Genomic DNA, 20631 nt, shown 5'->3' with positions numbered 1-20631 from the left:
ATGAGAGTGCTCCATACTGCGGATTGGCATTTAGGTCGGACACTTGAAGGTAGAAGCCGAATCGATGAACAGGCACAATTTTTAACCGAATTAAATGACATTGTAAAAGAAGAGAAGATTGATGTTGTTCTAATGGCCGGTGATGTTTTTGATACAGTTAACCCACCTGCTGCGGCTGAACAACTTTTCTATGAGAGTATGGCCAAGCTTACATCGGATCGGAATTGTAAAGTTGTTCTTATAGCTGGAAACCATGATAATCCTGATCGCTTATCAGCCTCAGGGCCACTTGCAGGGTTGCACGGAATTACAATTGTAGGCTATCCAAAACTGAAGCCAATCGAGCTACATATGGATAACTGCAACCAGACATTAAAGATAGCGGCGCTGCCTTATCCTTCTGAAGCAAGATTGAACGAGGTATTAACGGAATCTGTTCAGGAGGAAGCATTACAAAGTGCCTATGATCATAGGATTGAAGCGATTTTCCAGCAGATTTGCAAAGGGTTCGATCCAACATCTGTAAATCTTGCTATGAGTCATGTTTACGTTGCAGGTGGAAGAGAGTGCGATTCAGAACGACCGATACAAGTTGGTGGGGCATACACCGTTTCTGCAAATGCACTCCCTGCACAAGCCCAGTATGTCGCCCTAGGCCACCTGCATCGGCCACAAACCATACAAAGAGCGAATGGTATTGCACGCTACTCTGGATCCCCATTATCTTACAGTTTTTCTGAAGCTGGACAATCCAAATCGGTTACGATACTTGATGTTGAACCAGGCAAACAACCAGATATCAATGAGCTCCTTCTTTCATCTGGAAAACCACTCGTTCGATGGAAAGCGGAAGAAGGCTTGTCGCAAATCTATCGTTGGCTCGATGAAGAGAAGGATGCAAATGCATGGATTGATTTGGAGGTTCACCTGAAGGATGCTTTAAGCATGGAGGAAATTCAAAGGCTTCGAAATGCCCACCCAGGCTTTATTCATATTCGTCCTGTCTTTAAGGAACTTAAACCTGTAAGTAATGAACAGAGAGTTTCAGAACTACCAATCGATCAACTGTTCAAACGATTTTATGAACGACAGACAAATGGTGGGATACCTGACGACAAAACGATTAAACTCTTTTTAGAGATGATTCAGCATGAGGAAGGGGATGCTGTTAAATGAGGCCCATACACTTGAGCGTATCTGGTTTACATAGTTTTAGGGATAAAGAGAATGTAGACTTCCAATCTCTTTGCGATGGCGGTGTCTTCGGCATATTTGGACCAACGGGGAGCGGGAAATCCTCTTTGCTGGATGCTGTTACACTAGCTCTTTACGGTAAGGTTGAGCGAGCAACTAATAATATACAAGGGATCATGAATCATGCTGAAAAACAGCTTCATGTCGCCTTCACTTTTGAACTGGGTGACCGGCTGAATGGAAAACGTTACCGAGTAGAAAGGGCTTACCGGAGAACGAAAGACGAGTCAGTACGAACCAGTTCATGTAGGCTTATTGAAGTTGATCGTGAAGATTCGATTGTTCTGGCAGACAAAGAACGAGATGTAACGGGTCAGGTGGAAAAGGTGCTTGGCTTAACACTTACAGATTTTACACGAGCTGTTGTTTTGCCCCAAGGGAAGTTTGCTGAATTCCTTTCATTAAAAGGGGCTGACCGCCGACAAATGCTGCAACGACTTTTCCATTTAGAGCAATACGGTGACAAATTGAATAACCGTCTAAAACTTAGGTTAGATGAAACAAGGACGGAGCTTAAGGAAATAGTTGCTGAACAACAGGGACTCGGAAACGCTTCACAAGAAGCACTACAAGAGACAGAGTTGCAACTTAAAAAGGCAATTGAAGATGTTTCTCAAAAAGACCACTCTTTAAAATCTGCAACTGAACAATTTGAGCGTTATCGACAAATTTGGGCGTGGCAGGAAGAGTTACTTAAGGTTGAACAAAAACTTCGAGAATCTGAAGGTAAACTACCCCATATTCAGGATATACGTGAACGTTTAACGAATGCTAGACAAGCTGATTCATTGCTACCATATGTAGAAGAACTCGAAGGTGCTACGAAGGAAAAGAACTATTGGACCGAGCGAAAAGACTTACTTCACAAGTCGCTGGCTAAATCACAAATTCATGTAGAGAAGGCGGAACAAGAGCTTACAAAGTGTTCGGAAAAACGTTCAGCAGAGGAACCGATGCTGTACAAAAAATTACAGGAATATAAGCATGCAAAAGATCTAGAAAAAGAGCTGAAAGAAAAACGGAGACGTTATCAAACTCAAAAAGAGAGCTTCAAAAGTAATGATGAGCAATTGGTTCAGCTCCAGAAATCATTAGAAACGTTGAGGGAGAAAAAACAAAAGGCAACTGAAAGGCAAGGGCATATTAAAGGAGAACTTGAGCAAAAGACAGTCAGCTATAAAGATCGAAACCATTTACGAGAAGCGTTATCCTTAAAGAAAGACATTGTTGTACTCCAACAAACAAGAGATGAATTAATAGGAGAAAAAAATACCAATCAAGAAACTCAACAAATGATCATTACTCAAGAACGGTCAGTACTAACGAAAAACAGTCAATATATACACCGAATTCATGGGTTACTCGGACAAACTGAAGGAATTTACAACCGGATATGTGAGCATGAACGAGTCATTGAACAAGCTAAGGATCGGATTGCCACTTCCATAAAGAATGCAACTACACAACAAAATGAGGCGGATGTTCATGATCTTGCAATTCAACTCGCAAACCAATTAAAAGAAGAACAAGCGTGTCCTGTGTGTGGGTCAATTGAACACCCGCACCTTGCCACATCTGAAATGATGAAAGTTGATTATAATAAGCAACGAACAGACTTAGAAGAAATGCTGAAAGCTATACGGGACGAAGAAACAGTCATTGGTGATAGTAAAAGAGATCTCCAACACATGTTCGTGACGTTAAAGGATTATACGGACTCGCGAAAGGGAGACAAAGATGAAATTGCAGCTACTCTTTATGATCCAATGAAGGATTCCGTTGATTCAATAAACGAACTACATGAATATCTACGATTACTGAAAACTGAAACAAAGGGATTTCGTCAGGACGTAATTGAGTTAAAAGAAAAGCGGGATGAGTGTGTTGTTTCACTAAGATCTTGTGACAAACAATGTTTGGAGTTTAGTTCAAAACTTACGACACTTAAAGATGACTTCAGAAAAATGGAAAAGAAGTATAATGATTGTGAACAGCAGCTTCAAGTGAAAACTTCTAATTGGGAATCTCAATTCAACACATTTCCGTTTGCGACTCTTGAGAACAAACAGAAAGAAATGGATCGAATTGATGAGGAAGCAGCTAGCTTGAAAAAAAGATTTGAAACAAGCGTGAACTACATTACAACAGTTGAGGAAGAACTTAATAAAGTTAGTGAACACTATCAGACCCTACAGCTAAACGTAACAAAACTCTCGTCAAATGTTTCAGAGTTGCATTCTCGGTGTGAAGAAATAACAAATAAAATTGACACACTCTGTGATGGAAATTCTGCGGATGAGCTAATCGGAAAAGTAGAAACAGAACTATCAGAACTAAAGGTGTCTGAATCAAAGGTTAAAGACGAATTAAATACAGAAAATGAACAACTGCAACGTTTTGAAAAAGAGCTTGAAGCTGCGAAGCAATCGACAGAACAAGCCAGGGCCCGTGAAGAATTAGCTAATCTTAGATGGGAGGAGAAGTGTGCTCAATCAGCCATGACGAGTCAAGCTGAGGTGAAAGATTCCATCGTACGAAATGAAATTCAAAAGCAGTGGGAAGAAGAACTTGACACCTTTACATCTAGGTATCAGAACTTAAAACATGACCAACGCAGACTTACTAGCCATTTAGATGAGAATACGATTAGTGAAAAACAATGGAATGTGGCAAGGGAGGATCTAGAAAAAGCTAAAAGTGATAAGGATACCGCTTTGTCTACTCAAGCTCGGCTCGAGGAAACTGTTGAACAATTGAGAACACGTACTAAGAAGTTTGAGGCTCTAGAAAATAGGCGAGTCGTGACTGAAGAGCTCTCTGAACGTCTTGGTAAACTACAGGCTGTTTTCCGAGGGAATAGTTTCGTAGAATTCGTTGCTGAAGAGCAGTTGGTTCAGGTTGCTAGGGATGCTTCTGAACGGTTAGGTGAATTAACGAAACACCGCTATGCAATAGAAGTTGATTCATCTGGAGGGTTTATCATCCGTGACGATGCCAATGGGGGGATTAGAAGACCTGTTTCTTCTCTATCCGGTGGCGAGACCTTCCTTACTTCACTCGCACTCGCGTTATCTTTATCAGCTCAAATTCAACTGCAAGGCCAACATCCACTTGAGTTTTTCTTCCTGGATGAAGGATTTGGCACACTGGACCAAGAACTTTTAGAAACTGTTATAACCGCTCTTGAGCGTTTACAATTGCAGCAGTTATCGGTTGGTGTCATCTCGCATGTTCCTGAATTGCGTGCACGATTACCTAAAAAGCTCATTGTTGAACCTGCACAACCAAGTGGAAATGGGAGTAGTGTCTACATCGAAACATTATAAGTTCCAGCTGAAAATGGATTAAAACAAACTTGGTTGTTGTCATTCAGATTGATTGCAATAACCAAGTTTTTGTATAGCTTAAAAAATAGTTCCAATTAGCTAAATTAGTCGTCTTACTAAAAAACGATTTCGTGTAAACAAGGAAATGAAAGAAATTTATCGAAGAGTAGCTAATACAGATATAGAATTATGTGTTTAGAATAAGAGTTCAAACCTTATCACTGGGCACTCATTACAGTGAAGTAAATTATTTGTTGTTTTTATGGAAAAATATGATATTTTAGTAGATTTTCTGATAGGATAAAGAGAGTCATCATGTAGAGCACAAAGGGGGATATCTAGTGGAACACCAGGTTCAAGTTTGGAAAGGAATATTTAAGCCGAAAGAAACGGTACATACGTTAAGGGAATCTACGAATTTACATGGTTATCGAATACGGATGCTGATTTTACTACTCTCCAGCACTATTGTTTTCGGGTTTTTATTTTACATTAGTGCAGCAGAATGGTTGAATATGCCGGAAGCAACGGAAATGAAACTATCAAAAGAACAGCAACAAGCAGCTTCCATCTTGATTGGGGTGTGCGGTGCTTTATCTGGACTAATCATCCCCTTTTTGTTTATCGGTTTGGCTGCTCTATCATCTTGGACCTTTTTCCGAGATATAGGGTATAAGAAATTGTTTGTATTAAATACGTACTTATATGTCATTGTTCTTGTTGGATTAACAGCCAACCTTCCATTTATGCTGAAATTTGGTTCAACTGAAATGCTCTCTCCTTTTGGATTAGGGCCGTGGGTTAGTCTTTTAACTGATAATGTTTTTCTGTATTCACTTTCAGGTTGGATCACACTGTTCTTTATTTGGCATTTATATGCTTCTACCCGACTATTACAAGTAGCATCTTTAAAATCGAACCGTTATGTACGTACAGTGACAATTTTGCTTCACTTCGGATTTATAGTAATTGTGGCTTTGATTAACAGCTTGTACCATATGCATTTGAATGGATAGAAAGGAGAGCATCAGGTTGAACCGATACATAAAAAGAGGGCTGATCGGATTACCGGTCATTCTATTTATCGTAATTACTACGTATTTATTCATTTTAAATGATACATTATTTGCCAGTGAAAAACCATATGAAGTGGTTACTGTTGAAAAGAAAGATTTACGGGAAACTATTAAAACGACCGGTGTTATTGTTCCGCGTGATAGAGAGGAAGTCTATTATGAACAAAACCGTGGCGAAGTAGGAGAAATCCTAGTTCAAGAAGGTGACCAGGTTAGTGCTGGAACGCCAATTGTTAAATATCAATCAACCGAAGTTGAAAATCAAATTGCCCAACTAGAAAATGACATCGCTGAACTTAAAACTGAACAAAGCTATTACGAAGAACGTGTAGAATTAATTCGTTCACAAATTAGCGAGGAAACAAGCAATGTTCCAAGTGGAGATGAAAAGGATCAGAATCAAGATCAGTCTGCGATCTATCTTTTAGAACAAGAAAGGGCAGAAGCATCGTTTCAAGTAGATAAAATGGATAAGTTAATTTCTTCTAAGGAGACTGAAATCAGTCGATTGAAAACAGAACTGGAGAATAAAATTGTAGAAAGTTCTGTTTCTGGAATAGTTAAAAAGGTTAATAAAAATGGAAGTTCAAATAAGAAACCACTTGTGACAATAACGAGTGATAACGCAGTGATTGTAAGAGGTCATTTAAGTGAACAAGATGTTCTATTAGTAAAAGAAGGAGAGCCAGTAACAATTCGATCTCCTTATCAGGAACAGATGAAGTGGACAGGAACAATCCTTTCAATTGGTACACCTAACAATGAAGACGGGAAAAAGAAGTTTCCAATTGACGTAGCCCCAGATTTAAATTCGGATAAGCAGTTACCTGTTGGAACCACTGTGGAATTAGAGTTGGAGCCTATAGCAGAAAAAAATGCTGTCGCAATTAAGGATGGCCCAATCATGCAGCTCGATGGAAATCATTACGTTTTCGTTGTTAAAAATGGCTACATTGATAAAAGAGAAGTGACATTAGGTTTTACAAATGAAACGTATCAGGAAATCCAAAAAGGACTAAAACCGAACGAATTAATCATCAAACGACCAAATCGTCTTCTTGTTGATAATATGGAAGTCGAAATTGAAAAGAAGAAGGAAAAGAAAAAGAAGGATAAAAAGAAGCAGGACCAAACAGATAATCCTAAAACTGAAACAAAGCAAGGCACTGAATTAGATCAGGGAACAGATGACCAAGACAGAGACAGTGATCAACCTGAAACCGACGGCCAACCAAAGACAGAAATACGGAACGATGATGAAACACAATCTAATAATGGATCGGGTCAAGATGGTGATTCTCAAAATGGAAATGGAAAGCAACAAGAAAAAGAAACAAACGATGGAAAAGACCTACCGAACGATGATGAAAATTCACAAGACATTGATAGTAATGAAGAGAATATACCAACTAAAGACCAACAGAGAGGAAATACAACCGGTAATGGAGATAAGTCATAGCTAAAGAAAACTTGGCGAAGCCAAGCCTTTGGCGCCGGCTGAGCCTTAGTCCCTAAAGGGATGACCTAAAGGCCTTTGCTTTATACTTTCTTAACGTAAAAAAGGGCAGGCATAGAGCCGGCCCTTTATCTACATTTTTAACTATACAATTTGAATCGGGAGCACATAGAGAAGTACTGCAAAAAAGTGAACAGCAGTACCAGCTAAGACAAATACGTGCCAGACTGCGTGATGGTATGGAAATGCGCGCCATACGTAAAAGACGGTTCCAATAGTAAAAAGGAGTCCCCCGATAATAAATAGGTTCATTCCTGTAGGGGGCAACGTAGTAACGAGTGGATTCCATGCGATAACGGCAAGCCAGCCCATCAGTACATAGATAAAGGTTGATATGAATAAGAACCGCTTTACAAAGAACGCCTTGAAAAAGACTCCGAAGACAGCAATTCCCCATACAATTCCGAATAAAGTCCACCCAAGCGAGCCTTTTACAACGACAAACAAAAATGGTGTATACGTTCCTGCAATGAACAGGTAAATAGCAGCATGGTCAAATATCTCAAACAGATCCTTCAGTTTTCCATCTGGGAAACTATGCACTAAAGTTGAAGCTGTAAAGAGGATGAGCATCGTTGCTCCGTAAACCGAAAAGCTGACAACATGCCAGACTGATCCATCTAGTGCCGACATTACAACGAGCAGAACGAGAGCGACGATACTGAATATTACGCCTATTCCATGGGTTACCGCATTGGCGATTTCTTCATTTCTAGTGTACGTATGAGTGTTGGCCATAGTTGTTGACCTCCTCGTATTTGAATAGATACTAAAGAGCTACGTAGGTATCATTAATTCGACCTTCTGGAACGGTGAACATTTGCGCTACCTGTGTTTTAGGATTAAAATATAGAATCATCAATACTGCTTCTTCGATCATTTTACCATCTTCTAGAAAACGTTCCAGGTTAAATGGTAGCTGTTCAATCATTACGTGTTTATGGAGTTCTTTTTCATACAATGATAATCCTGCAAATTGTTCGGACACTATGGCTGAATGCTCAGATAGAAACTTGAAATAGCTGGATTGTTGTTTCTTGTCCAGCTTATAGTCCCACCAAGGCTTTCGTGGTTTATGTTTTTGACGGATAAAATAATCGTATTTCATTAACCCTTCGATCATCTCGAATCGTTCTACTTTTTCTTCCTTCAAGAACGATCGTAGCCGTAGAAACAGGTCTTCAAGCTGATGGCCAATTCGGGACCATCCTTGTCTTTCCCAATAATCCCCGAACCTTTGAAAAAAGTCGAATGCTGATCCGTATACCGTGGTAATTAAATAATCAATTGTCACGTCCATCCGGTGGTCGTTCCAATATTTCTCTAAGACATCCTCGACCCGTTTAATTTTAATGATATCATCAAAAGCTAATATATTGTTGCCAAGAATCTCATAAGGTGCTTTTTCCATGTAGATGTAGTCATATTCTTTGGCTCGAATTCGCAAACCTGTCCCACGTAACATTTTTAGAAAGCCAAGCTGGACTTCCTCAATACGAAATGCAAAGACATCATTAAAGGTTTTCCGAAAAGAATCATAGTTTTCTTCAGGCAATCCTGCAATTAAATCCAGATGCTGAACAATCTTTCCCCCATCACGAACAGTCGTTACGGTACGGGTTAATTTTTCAAAGTTTTGTCGTCGTTCTACAAGCTCGTTGGTCGTATCATTTGTTGATTGAACGCCAATCTCGAATCGGAAAAGACCTTTCGGAGCATGCTCGTTTAAATAATCGATGACTTCAGGTCGCATAATGTCCGCAGTAATTTCAAACTGAAATACTGTACCTGGTCGATGTTCTTTTATTAGAAATTCAAACATTTCCAACGCATAATCTCTGCGAATATTGAATGTCCTGTCTACAAATTTAATTGTCTTGGCACCATTGGTCATTAGAAAGCGAATTTCCTCTTTCATCATTTCGATGTCAAAGTAGCGAACTCCAACTTCAATGGATGAAAGACAGAATGCGCAGGAATATGGACAACCACGACTTGTTTCGATATAGGTAACTCGTTTAGATAATTGACTAAGATCTTCATCAAAACGAAATGGTGATGGAACCGATTTTAGATCAAGTTTGGGACGTGGAGCTGTTCGGTGTGGCTTTCCTTCTTTTAAGTAAGCAATACCCGCAACGGAGTCAGGTTCGCCGCTATCCCTTATCATTTCTAAGAGATCCTTAAAGGTTTCTTCACCTTCACCAACGACAAAGTAATCAACATTTTGAAGTCTTTCGAGCCAATGAGAGACATCATAGGAAACTTCTGGACCCCCAAGAACGATTTTGATTTCGGGACGTATTTTTTTGAGCATTTCAATCAAAGGGATCGTTTCTTCAATGTTCCAAATGTAACAGCTGAAACCAATAACATCTGGATTCCGTGAATAGAGATCAGAAACGATGTTCATAATAGGATCTTTTATTGTATATTCCATCATGTGAATGTTAAAATCAGGTTCACAATACGCCTTAAGATAACGCAAAGCAAGGGACGTATGTATGTATTTCGCATTTAACGTGCTCACAATTATATTCATATTCTTCACTCCAAGTAAAAACTAATAACAATTCATTTTAACACATTGAAGTACACCATTTCATGAATGGTTGGAAAAAGGATTTTATCGGAAGTTTATTGAAGTATATATGATGAGAGGCTTATGAGCAACGACACCAAGTAATAATACATCTATTTTTATAAGGAGGATAATTGATGGAACGATTATCAGAAGAAGAAGTCAATAGCTTTTTAGAATCATTAGATGGGTGGACATTGGAAGAGAGCAATTGGATCGTAAAGAAATATCGTTTTAAAAATTACTTGGATGGGATTAAGTTTGTTTCAGAGATTGCTTATATGTCAGAAGAAGCGAATCACCATCCTTTGATATCAGTCGATTATAAGCTTATTACTGTTAAATTAAGCTCATGGCAAGCAAAAGGTTTAACCGAGATCGATTTTAAGCTTGCGATTGATTACGATCGCTGCTATCAACTGTGAGGTGAACGGATTGAAGTTTGTAACTGCGAAATTCCAGAATGAGTCGGTTATTGGTCTTGTATTGAAGGAGGTTCCACTGGAAATACTCAATTTGACAGGAGTTGCTGAAGAATTAAACGTTGAATTTCCTAACACACTACTGGAAGCTGTTCAGTTAGGCACACCTTTTATCAATCTAGTTGAAGGTCTACTTGATCGTTTTCAAATTGACCTTAAGAATCCAATGTTGATTTTAAAAGGCGAAGACGTTCAATTATTAGCTCCGATTCCACGACCGACCAAAAATATTTTTTGTATCGGTAAAAATTATCGGGACCATGCCCTTGAATTGGGAAGTGAAGCGGATGTTCCAGAAGTACCGATGGTTTTTTCAAAAGCACCAACTTCAGTTATCGGACCATTTGAAAATATAGAAATTCCAAATTCGATAACCGAAGAACTGGATTATGAGGGTGAGCTTGCTGTTGTAATAGGAAGGACAGGAAAAGGAATTCGTAAAGATGAAGCATACAATTACGTGTTTGGGTATACGATAATCAATGATATTACCGCACGAGACCTTCAAATGCGTCATAAACAGTTCTTAATCGGGAAAAGCCTGGACACAAGCTGCCCAATGGGTCCCTATCTTGTTCATAAAAAGGCAGTTGAATCACCGAACGAGTTACATATAAAAACATTGGTGAATGGAGAAGTCCGGCAAGATGCAAATACATGTCAGATGATCTTTGATATTCCAACATTGATTGAAGACCTTTCTAGAGGTATGACCCTGGAACCAGGTGACATTATCGCCACTGGAACCCCTGCAGGAGTTGGGAAAGGGTTCAAACCACCAAGATATTTAGAAGATTCCGATGTAGTATCCATTGATATTGAAAACATTGGTGTCCTAACAAACACGATCCGAAAGCACGTTTAGAAAACCTTTTGAAATGGAATGGTTTAAATAGAATTGTATTAGTGTGTGCAAAGAAGAATGAATAAATAGGAGGCGTAACGATGGAAAAAGGTATCTATGTAAATGGGGAGTGGACTGGGAAAGATCTTGAAAAGGTTGAGGTTATTAATCCAGCTACAGGTGAATTAGTCGGAACTGTACCGAGAGCAGGGAAGAAAGAAACTCGAAATGCAATCGAAGCAGCTAACGAAGCCTTTAAATCGTGGTCGAAAACAACTGCGTATGAAAGGGCTGATTATCTCGAAAAACTATATGAACTTATGCTTCAGCATGAAGATGAGTTAGCAGAAATAATGACACTTGAGATGGGTAAGCCTTTAAAAGAATCAAAAGGTGAAGCTCAATATGCAGCATCCTTTTTAAAATGGTTTGCAGAAGAAGGTAAGCGTATATATGGTCGGACAATTCCTGCTTCAAAACATAACAAGCGTATGCAGGTAAATAAGCAGCCTGTCGGTGTTGTCGGGGCAATTACACCTTGGAATTTCCCTGCTGCCATGATCACTCGAAAGCTAGCTCCTGCTCTCGCTGCAGGCTGTACAATTGTCATTAAACCACCTAACGAAACGCCATTAACTGCAGTAAGGCTTGCTGAGCTTTGTGATGAAGCAGGTATTCCAAAAGGAGTTGTGAACCTCGTAACAGGAAAATCCTCTGAAATTGGTGAGGAGATCATGTCCAATCCTAGAGTGAAGAAACTTACATTTACAGGATCCACTGAAGTGGGTAAAATCTTGATGAAACAGGCTGCAGAACAAGTTAAAAAAATCTCGCTCGAGCTTGGAGGACATGCCCCAATTGTAGTGTTGGATGATGCAGATATCGACTTTGCAGCACAGCAAACCGTTGCATCTAAATTCCGTAATGGCGGACAAACGTGTATTTGTGGAAATCGGGTTTATGTACAGGAAAAAGTTTATGACGCATTTATTGAGAAAGTCGTCGCCGAAACAGAGAAGCTTAGGATTGGCAATGGGATGGAAGAGGGAGTAGACGTAGGTCCTCTTATCAATAGAGACGGTTATGAAAAGGTTGAAAAACATGTCAAAAATGCCGTCAAACAAGGTGCGAAATGTGTTCTTGGTGGAAAAGGAAAAGAAGGGGAAAATGGAACCTATTATTACCATCCAACTGTTCTTATTGATGTGCAACCAAGCATGTTAATTATGAATGAAGAAACATTTGGACCGGTTGCTCCAATACAAAAGTTTACTACTGATGAGGAAGCAATTAAATATGCAAACGCTACACCATTCGGCCTTGCAGCATATGTGTTCAGTGAAAATTACAGTCGAGGCATTAGAGTAGTCGAAGCATTAGATTATGGGATCGTCGGCTGGAATGACGGCTTACCTTCAGCTGCACAAGCACCATTTGGCGGTATGAAGCAAAGTGGGCTAGGGCGAGAAGGCGGAATCGAAGGAATTGAAGAGTACCTCGAAACAAAATATATTTCAATAGGGCTCAAAGAAAATTAAATACAACATCTAAGAAAAGCGCAAGCGCCCTGCATAGCCACGAAGGTCACTGGAAGACCGACGAGGAGGCTCGGCCCAAACAAGTTCGGCCCTGCGTGGGAATATACATGGAGTACTTCAGTGTGTTGCCGCCACAGGAGGCCTGAAGTGATCCAAGTGGTTGGGCGCTGAAGCTGGACATTACATCCATGCCGAAAACTTTTATACTATCTTTACTTTATAAAAAAAGGCTGCCCCACTCATCATGGGAGCAGCCCTTTTACTTCAACGATATAGGTGATTGTACGATTGGCCAACCTAAGCTGATTTATTAAGCGGTGCGTAATTCGCCGCTTTTTCTTTTTGGAAAAGTGGACTGGCAGCGAGCAATAATGAGACAGGAATCGTTATAAAAACACCCGCTGATATTAGGTCATACGTATTGGACATTATATAAAGCGAACCAATCACAGCAATGAATCCTGTGATGCAGTCCAAGCGTACATCTTGCCTCTTTTTAAACAGCGCTTGTATTAGTAAGAAGGTTGATAATAAGGGGGCAATGAGGATGAGGTATAGAGGCAGCATCTGCTGGAAGGGAACCGCTACAACCCCCAGTTCGGTTAATTGCTGGGCTAGTGTACTCGTTTTAAAAGGAAGCATGTAACCCGAGACAGAGATATTAGTAATAAAGAATGGAATGTTGATCCACGGCAAGGCAAAACAAATCAGTAAGCTAGTGTGCAACCATACATGTTTGTTCTTCATGATAGACCTCCATTGATGTTTTTTCTGAAATTGAAGATGACTCTACCATAGGCTTATTCAGCTTTGGACAAATTCAGAACTTACATTTTATGAACGAATCAGTTGGAGTAGAGAAAATCTAGAAACGTAGCCAGAGTACAGTACTGTCATACTGATGTTGATTTTTGTCGAGAATGCATATTGGTCAATTATTTGTATTCTGGACAGATTAGTTTGATTAAGAACGAATTAATCGTCATTCCGGACAGATTAGCTTAATTCCGGATAGATTATCGTTATTCTGGACAGATTGGGCTTATTAAGGACGAATTAATCGTTATTCCGAACAGATTAACCTAAATCCGGACAGATTAAATAGGATGCAGTAAAAAGCTGTGGGTCTTTCTTCTTCGATAACAGGTTATTAGGATGTGGCTTCACGTAAAAAGGGGCCAGCTAACCTCCTATACAACATTTTGAACGAAATATTGTATAGGAGGAGTCTGACCCCAATAATTAAATTAAATCTTTATATGAAAAATATATGCAGGATGTTTCTTTGTAGGTTAAGAAAGTATAAAATTTGGATGCATAGATGTACTGTCTAGCTCCAGCGCCCAGCCACTTGGATCACTTCAGGCCTCCTGTNTTGTAGGTTAAGAAAGTATAAAATTTGGATGCATAGATGTACTGTCTAGCTCCAGCGCCCAGCCACTTGGATCACTTCAGGCCTCCTGTCTGTCAGGTTACGAGAAGCGAGAAGTTCAAGGAAGTGAAGTTCAGAGGACCGGAGTTTAGTTTATCTAAATGAGGACCGTATGAACAAAACTGACGAAGAAATTCGACGCTAATCGTAGGCTGACTCAGGCGGCGACAGCCTCCTCGATTGCCTTCCAGTAACTTTCGTGGCTATCAGGGCGCTTACGCCTTTCTTAAGAATCGCCTTTATACTGCAGAAAGTACTTCCTTAATTTGCTCGATTGCCCACTCTAGATCTTTTTTATCGATGATAAGTGGTGGTGCAAAACGAATGACTGTTTCATGCGTTTCTTTACAAAGTAAGCCTTTTCCTTTTAGTTGCTCACAATATGGTCTTGCAGCTTCCTGTAGTTCGACACCGATAAAGAGTCCGCGACCACGAACTTCTTTGATCTTCGGATTATTGATTTTCTTCAGTTCTTCCTGGAAGTAGTTTCCGAGCTCAAGGGAACGCTCTACAAGCTTTTCATCTTCTAGAACTTCAAGTGAAGCTACTGAAACTGCACAAGCTAGAGGATTTCCTCCAAATGTTGACCCGTGAGAACCAGGTTCAAACACACCAAGAACATCTTTATTCGCTGCGACACAGGAAATTGGGAATACTCCTCCACCGAGCGCCTTTCCGAGAATATACATGTCTGGTACAATATTCTCCCAGTCACAAGCAAACAATTTTCCAGAACGACCAAGACCTGATTGGATTTCATCTGCAACCATTAATACATTTTCAGACGAACATAGCTCACGTGCTTCTTTTAAGAAACCGTCTGTAGGAATATTAATACCTGCTTCACCTTGAATTGGCTCGAACAAGAATGCAGCAGTGTTTTTAGTAATCGCATTTCGTAATGCATCAATATCACCGTATGGAATCAACTTTATTCCAGGGAGCATTGGCCCAAATCCACGCTTGTATTCAGCCTCAGAAGAAAGTGAGACGGCTGTCATTGTTCTACCGTGAAAGTTTCCTTCACAAGCAATGATTTCAGCTTGGTTTTCCGCCACTCCTTTAACATCATAAGCCCAACGACGTGCCGTTTTAACAGCTGTTTCTACTGCTTCTGCACCGGTGTTCATCGGAAGGATCATATCTTTTTTCGTTAGATCGGATACCTTTTCATAAAATGGTGCCAACTGATCATTATGAAAAGCACGGGACGTCAATGTCACCCGATCAGATTGATCCTTTAGTGCTTGTATGATTTTTGGATGACGATGCCCTTGGTTCACTGCTGAATATGCACTGAGCATATCCATATATTTGTTGCCTTCAGGGTCTTTTACCCAAACACCTTCAGCCTCAGAAATGACAATCGGGAGCGGGTGGTAGTTTTTTGCACCGAATTGTTCTGTTTTCGAAATAATCTGTTCGGATTGTTTCATATCTGTTACTCGATTTTCGCTCATATGTTTCCACTCCATTTCTCTTCAAATTGGTTACGTTATTCATTATAAATGAAAACGGTTCATCAAAACACCCCATTGCAATTGGTTTCCCATTCTGAAATAGTTCATGGTATGATTTAAACGATTGATGATAGAGGAGGAAATGTATAATGATTCATGCACACGTCTCATCATGGGCCGTCGCAATTATTCTCTTTTTTGTCAGCTATTTCTTGCTTCGTGCGGGAAAAGCGAAAGGGCAAAAAATCACCCACATGATCTTAAGATTGTTTTATGTACTGATTGTAATTACAGGTGGAATGATGTTTGTTAACTACTTGCAGATAGGATTTGTTGAGATCCCATTGTTTATTAAAGCAATACTTGGAATTTGGGTGATTGCTGCTATGGAAATGGTGTTAGAACGCGGAAAAAAGGGTGCCTCTACAACCGGATCGTGGATTCAGTTCGTCCTAGCCCTCATTCTTGTATTGATTTTCGGTTATATGGTGTTAGGTTAATTAATTTTGCTAGTCAAAAAGTAGGTCTGTTGCTCATCATCCGTATTCCTCATTTGGGAATGAAAGGTTGAAGCAGCAGACCTTTATACAACTAAGGATGTATAAAGGTTTAATATCTGGCTCCAACGGTTGCACTTTTCCTTGTGAGTAAAGAAAGTATAAAAGTTTGCGGCATGGATGTAATGTCCAGCTTCACCGCCCAACCACTTGGATCACTTCAGGCCTCCTGTGGCGGCAACACACTGAATTACTCCATGTATGTTCCCACGCAGGGCCGAACTTGTTTGGGCCGAGCCTCCTCGTCGGTCTTCCAGTGACCTTCGTGGCTAAGCAGGGCGTTTGCGCTTTTCTTAAGAGGTAAGAAAGTATAAAATTTTGATGCAGAGAGGCAATGTCTAGCTCCAGCGCCCAGCCACTCGGATCACTTCAGTCCCCTTCCGGCGGCAACAGCCTCCTCAGTGGCCTTCCAGTGACCTTCGTGGCTAAGCAGGGCGGTTGCGCTTTTCTTAAGAGGTAAGAAAGTATAAAATTTTGATGCAGAGAGGCAATGTCTAGCTCCAGCGCCCAGCCACTCGGATCACTTCAGTCCCCTTCCGGCGGCAACAGCCTCCTCAGTGGCCTTCCAGTGACCTTCGTGGCTTCCCAGGGCGTTTGCGCTTTTCTTACACGTTAAGAATGTATAAATACTTTCTATAGTATAAGTTCAACTACGGCTCTGACTTCGCCTAAAGGCTCGGCAATCGCCGAGTTTTCTTTATTTGGATGTGCATATTTCTTTCAATTCAATTCTTCTTTTCGGTTTCCTCAACCCCGCCCCAGTCCTCAGCAAGTATCTTCAATATTGCTTTTTCAACCGTATGTTCTTTTGATTCAGTTTCAAAATATGTATTAATCTTCTCGATAAATTCTGTTGGTCTTGACACGGAAGTTGACAGATCCCTAGATTCCATTGAACTCAAGAGCTGGATAGTAAATTTCAGTTTTTGTTGTTCTGAGAATAAGGACCAATCTTTACCGGTTTGTTGGAGTATCTGCTCAGGCTTTTCAGAATCAAAAGCAATGGGTTCCTTCAAGGAAAGTGAGGTCTGTTCATTCACTTGACGTTCTCCTACAAAAAGCTCCGTAAACTGTGGACTGATCAACACATATGAAATACCGATTAATACTGTGAGGGTGGATAATCCATATAATAAATTCTTCAAGTTACATCAAGCCTTTTACCTTTAGGATAAAAATTTATACATAATTAGTATAGCATTTCAATCATTACTATAAATCACCTTTTTCCGATAATGATTGAAATGCTATATAAATGTAGGTATAAAAGACTATTATTATCAAGTTAAGACATATAGAAAAGATAAAAATGGTAATATTTTCACCTTTAATTTCATTGTAAACTTTAGTGAAAATTGTCGATAAAAATGGTAGATATAGAAAAATTGTCTTAATAGTGCGTGTTCAAAAAGTAGACGAATCAGAAACAAGAAGTTCAAGGCACGACAGTTTTGAGGACCGGAACGTATGGTGTTAATACGTGAGAACCGGAAAAACCGAGTAACGTAGAAATTCGCCGTTTATCAGTTGGATACTTTTTGAACAACCTCTAATATTGTCGGTTTATGAAGGAATGTCATCAAGTATCGGGAAGGGTGTTTGTATGCGTACATACAGTACGATATATCGCAATACTAAACAATTACAATTATTTATTGAGGAAAATAACCTTTTATCTGTTCGCTGCCTATTGATTCAAATATTTACGATGGACAGTAGAGTTCGAATCTCTCGCCTTCTTACGTTTTTAAATAAAGGACTCCCAAATGCGACAATTATTGGTGCGTCAGTAGATGCTTCAGTTTGTGATGAACTCATTGTAAAAGGAACTGTGCTCTCTTTTACTGTTTTTGAAAAATCAACATTAATTGGCACGACAGTTTCGACAGAACAACTTCAATCAAACTGTGAAATCGACAATCATCTATCAACAAAATTTGTACGGAAAGACACAAAAGCAATTGTTCTGTTTGGTGATATTCATTCCTTGGAAAGCTGTGGTTTACTTGAATCGTTAGAGGAAAGTTGTCCTGATGTTCTAATTACAGGTGGCAACAGTGTTGCTGTGAACGAAAACAAGAACGGATTCCTTATCTCTAATGAGGGAGTTATCGACTCTGGAATTGTTGCGGTGAGCATGAATGGACCTGAACTTCGTGTATCAATGCAAAAGAGTTCAGAGTGGACTGCTGCAGGGAGAGCGTTTACCGTTACAAGCTCCAAGAAGACGAGAGTCCTAACGCTTGAAAACTCTCCTGTAAGGGATGTTTATGAAAAGTATCTTGGGAAGAAATTACCTACAACCCTTACAGGCACAAGCTGTCCATTTCCTTTAATGGTTAAAAGAGAGGGAAAGCTGAAGCCGATGATGGTTGAGAAGTTTCTCCCGGATGGTTCCATAACAACACCCGAATCCATTGAAGAAGGTGAGACTGTCTATATCGGATATGGTGATGCAGGAATCTTTTTAAATTCAGGTCAATTTATTAAGGATAGTTTACGGGGTGTACCAGTCGAGACAGTGTTTATGTATTCGTGTTTAACAAGAAGGCGATTTTTCAAACATGGAATCGAAGTTGAAGTGAAAAGCTTGCAACAACTCATTCCAACTGTCGGTGCATTTACCGCAGGAGAATATTATCATGGGGGTGGCCGGAATGAAGTTCTCTCTTATGCATTAACCTTTTTGACAATAGCAGAAGAGGATGTATATATTCAGGACTCGACGTTTGATAATCTGTCCATCGAGCCGTATGATTTTCAAGAACTTCTTGCTTTGTCCCAGTTGATAAAAACCTCAACTGAGGAGCTAGAAGCAGTAAATCAATCGTTGAAAGAATCCGAACAAAGGTATAAATCGCTATTCGATCATAATCCTGATGTGGTTTATGCGATGGATATGGATGGTTATATAACGAGTGTCAATGAAACGCTGACCAAAGTGCTAGGTTTTGATATGGATCAGGTAGTTGGGAAGAATGCACTTGCATTTGTTGTATCTGAAGAAAAGGCTCGAGTTGCTCATTATTTTGAAAAAGCATTGCAAAATAAGCCTCAACACTATTCAACGCTTATACATGATCGTAATTGTGAGAAAATACTTTTTGATATTGCGAATATCCCAATGAAAGTCAATGGTCAGGTCGTTGGGGTATTTGGTATTGCTAAGGATATTACAGCTCAAGATAATGCAGAAAAAAAGATTGCCCATCTCGCGTATCATGATGCCCTAACAGGTTTACCCAACCGTTTATATTTCCATAATCGTCTAAATGCATCGCTCAAAAAAGCAGCGGAAAATAACGAACAATTAGCTGTTATGTTCGTAGACCTTGATGAATTTAAAATGATTAACGACAGTTTAGGGCATCAGGCTGGGGATAAGATTCTGAAGCATGTTGCGAAAAATTTAAGTAATCTAATACGCAATGAACTCTTCTTGGCGCGGTTTGCGGCTGATGAATTCCTAATCCTGGTGCCCTGTGTAATGAAAATAGATATCATTAATCGTTTAGCAAAAAATGTGTTAAATGTGTTAAGGAAACCCATTTATCTGAACGGGAAAGACTATGCTGTATCAGGGAGTATTGGAATCAGCTTTTACCCGAGTGATGCCCACAATGGTGATTTGCTTTTAAAAAATGCTAACTTAGCGATGCATAGAGCTAAGCTAACAGGTAGAAACAGTGTACAGTTTTATACTTCGGATATGAATGATACGATCGTTGAGCGTCTTGAACTAGAAAACCATTTAAGAAAAGCTATGGAGTTGAATGAATTAGAAGTCTTTTACCAGCCTCAAATTAATTTAACGGATGGAAATGTATTTGCTTGTGAAGCCTTACTACGATGGAATCATACGAAAAGGGGGATGATTCCCCCGAATCAGTTTATTCCGATTGCAGAAGAAGCAGGATTAATTATTGAAATTGGCAGATGGGTCTTAAATCAGGCATGTAATCAGGCAAAGTACTGGCACGAGCAAGGGATGGACCACCTCTCTATTTGTGTGAATGTCTCTGGAGTCCAGTTTCAACGCAGGGGGTTCATTGAAGAAGTTGAAGAAGCACTTCACAAATCAGGGTTAAATGCGAATGCTCTTCATATCGAGATTACTGAAAGTATCATGCTTGAGAATGCCCAAGTCATTGATGAATTACGCAAACTGGGTGTGAAGATTTCTGTCGATGATTTTGGAACAGGATATTCATCCTTAAGCTATTTAAAAGATTTCCCGATTGATATTTTAAAAATTGATCAATCGTTCATACGGAACCTTGAAGAAAAAAGTTCAGATGCAGCGATTGTCAAGGCGATTATTACTATGTGTGAAGGCTTAGGAGTTACCGTATTGGCTGAGGGTGTAGAGACAGAACAACAATTGAAAACATTAAAAAAGTTCGGTTGTAATCAGATCCAAGGATACTACATTAGTAAGCCAGTAGTACCAGCTGCGATCGAGCAATTTTTATTAAATGAGAACGCCATATAGCTATCGATCAACACAACACAAACAATACAAATGGAGCTAGATCCCTTAATGGGGTCTAGCTCCATTATGTTGT

Annotated in this window: 14 protein-coding genes; 9 read left to right on the top strand and 5 right to left on the bottom strand. The window is 39.8% G+C overall.

The genetic code is table 11. The features are described 5' to 3' along the window. From NON16_RS11755 to NON16_RS11740, 4 genes are all read left to right on the top strand, one after another. The gene (locus NON16_RS11755; RefSeq protein ID WP_257349235.1) at positions 1–1176 is read left to right on the top strand and encodes an exonuclease SbcCD subunit D; all 1176 of its coding nucleotides are present in this window, start codon (positions 1–3) and stop codon (positions 1174–1176) included. Further along, positions 1173–4580: an AAA family ATPase gene (locus tag NON16_RS11750; RefSeq protein ID WP_257349234.1), complete on the top strand. Its 3408-nt coding sequence runs from the start codon at positions 1173–1175 to the stop codon at positions 4578–4580. The genes NON16_RS11755 and NON16_RS11750 overlap by 4 nt, the downstream gene beginning before the upstream one ends. A gap of 341 nt (positions 4581–4921) precedes the next feature. Beyond that, positions 4922–5596, top strand: coding sequence for a hypothetical protein (locus NON16_RS11745; protein WP_257349233.1), 675 nt, complete (start codon positions 4922–4924; stop codon positions 5594–5596). 16 nt (positions 5597–5612) lie between these two features. Next, positions 5613–7115, top strand: a complete 1503-nt coding sequence (locus NON16_RS11740) for an efflux RND transporter periplasmic adaptor subunit (protein ID WP_257349232.1) — start codon at positions 5613–5615, stop codon at positions 7113–7115. A 141-nt stretch (positions 7116–7256) separates the two neighbouring features. Here the strand turns inward: NON16_RS11740 and trhA are convergent, their stop codons facing one another. Both trhA and NON16_RS11730 read right to left on the bottom strand, forming a co-directional pair. Further along, the gene (trhA, locus tag NON16_RS11735) at positions 7257–7910 is read right to left on the bottom strand and encodes a PAQR family membrane homeostasis protein TrhA (RefSeq protein ID WP_257349231.1); all 654 of its coding nucleotides are present in this window, start codon (positions 7908–7910) and stop codon (positions 7257–7259) included. Between the two features lie 31 nt (positions 7911–7941). Beyond that, complete coding sequence (locus NON16_RS11730; RefSeq protein WP_257349230.1) at positions 7942–9714, bottom strand: B12-binding domain-containing radical SAM protein; 1773 nt, start codon at positions 9712–9714, stop codon at positions 7942–7944. 176 nt (positions 9715–9890) lie between these two features. Here NON16_RS11730 and NON16_RS11725 point away from each other — a divergent pair, with 176 nt between their 5' ends. The 3 genes from NON16_RS11725 to NON16_RS11715 all read left to right on the top strand — a co-directional run bounded on the left by NON16_RS11725 (position 9891) and on the right by NON16_RS11715 (position 12617). Beyond that, complete coding sequence (locus tag NON16_RS11725) at positions 9891–10178, top strand: 4a-hydroxytetrahydrobiopterin dehydratase (protein ID WP_257349229.1); 288 nt, start codon at positions 9891–9893, stop codon at positions 10176–10178. Between the two features lie 10 nt (positions 10179–10188). Further along, entirely contained in the window at positions 10189–11100 is a 912-nt protein-coding gene (locus NON16_RS11720; RefSeq protein ID WP_257349228.1) for a fumarylacetoacetate hydrolase family protein, read from the top strand. 80 nt (positions 11101–11180) lie between these two features. Next, complete coding sequence (locus tag NON16_RS11715) at positions 11181–12617, top strand: NAD-dependent succinate-semialdehyde dehydrogenase (RefSeq protein WP_257349226.1); 1437 nt, start codon at positions 11181–11183, stop codon at positions 12615–12617. Positions 12618–12914: 297 nt separating this feature from the next. On the opposite strand, the gene NON16_RS11710 is transcribed toward NON16_RS11715, so the two are convergent. Both NON16_RS11710 and NON16_RS11705 read right to left on the bottom strand, forming a co-directional pair. Continuing rightward, a complete protein-coding gene (locus NON16_RS11710) occupies positions 12915–13364 on the bottom strand; it encodes a hypothetical protein (protein ID WP_257349225.1) in 450 nt (149 codons plus the stop codon). Positions 13365–14288: 924 nt separating this feature from the next. Further along, complete coding sequence (locus NON16_RS11705; protein WP_257349270.1) at positions 14289–15485, bottom strand: ornithine--oxo-acid transaminase; 1197 nt, start codon at positions 15483–15485, stop codon at positions 14289–14291. A 173-nt stretch (positions 15486–15658) separates the two neighbouring features. Between NON16_RS11705 and NON16_RS11700 the strand changes: the two genes are divergently transcribed. After that, a complete protein-coding gene (locus NON16_RS11700) occupies positions 15659–16009 on the top strand; it encodes a YisL family protein (protein ID WP_257349223.1) in 351 nt (116 codons plus the stop codon). A 782-nt stretch (positions 16010–16791) separates the two neighbouring features. Here the strand turns inward: NON16_RS11700 and NON16_RS11695 are convergent. Then, on the bottom strand, positions 16792–17211 hold the full coding sequence (locus NON16_RS11695) for a hypothetical protein (RefSeq protein ID WP_257349222.1): 420 nt from the start codon (positions 17209–17211) through the stop codon (positions 16792–16794). A gap of 458 nt (positions 17212–17669) precedes the next feature. Between NON16_RS11695 and NON16_RS11690 the strand changes: the two genes are divergently transcribed. Beyond that, positions 17670–20558, top strand: coding sequence for a bifunctional diguanylate cyclase/phosphodiesterase (locus NON16_RS11690; protein ID WP_257349221.1), 2889 nt, complete (start codon positions 17670–17672; stop codon positions 20556–20558). Positions 20559–20631: the final 73 nt, after the last annotated feature.

Source organism: Pseudalkalibacillus decolorationis (assembly GCF_024609785.1).
GTDB classification, from domain to species: domain Bacteria; phylum Bacillota; class Bacilli; order Bacillales; family Fictibacillaceae; genus Pseudalkalibacillus; species Pseudalkalibacillus decolorationis.
The sequence above is the reverse complement of the archived record's forward strand: the minus strand, read 5'-3'. Positions and strand labels throughout refer to the sequence as shown.

Excerpts from the sequence above, each read along its gene's own strand:
- NON16_RS11725 (WP_257349229.1), top strand. The coding sequence starts at position 9,891 with ATGGAACGATTATCAGAAGAAGAAGTCAATAGCTTTTTAGAATCATTA.
- NON16_RS11710 (WP_257349225.1), bottom strand. The coding sequence starts at position 13,364 with ATGAAGAACAAACATGTATGGTTGCACACTAGCTTACTGATTTGTTTT.
- NON16_RS11750 (WP_257349234.1), top strand. The coding sequence starts at position 1,173 with ATGAGGCCCATACACTTGAGCGTATCTGGTTTACATAGTTTTAGGGAT.
- trhA (WP_257349231.1), bottom strand. The coding sequence starts at position 7,910 with ATGGCCAACACTCATACGTACACTAGAAATGAAGAAATCGCCAATGCG.
- NON16_RS11730 (WP_257349230.1), bottom strand. The coding sequence starts at position 9,714 with ATGAATATAATTGTGAGCACGTTAAATGCGAAATACATACATACGTCC.
- NON16_RS11705 (WP_257349270.1), bottom strand. The coding sequence starts at position 15,485 with ATGAAACAATCCGAACAGATTATTTCGAAAACAGAACAATTCGGTGCA.
- NON16_RS11690 (WP_257349221.1), top strand. The coding sequence starts at position 17,670 with ATGCGTACATACAGTACGATATATCGCAATACTAAACAATTACAATTA.
- NON16_RS11715 (WP_257349226.1), top strand. The coding sequence starts at position 11,181 with ATGGAAAAAGGTATCTATGTAAATGGGGAGTGGACTGGGAAAGATCTT.
- NON16_RS11700 (WP_257349223.1), top strand. The coding sequence starts at position 15,659 with ATGATTCATGCACACGTCTCATCATGGGCCGTCGCAATTATTCTCTTT.
- NON16_RS11755 (WP_257349235.1), top strand. The coding sequence starts at position 1 with ATGAGAGTGCTCCATACTGCGGATTGGCATTTAGGTCGGACACTTGAA.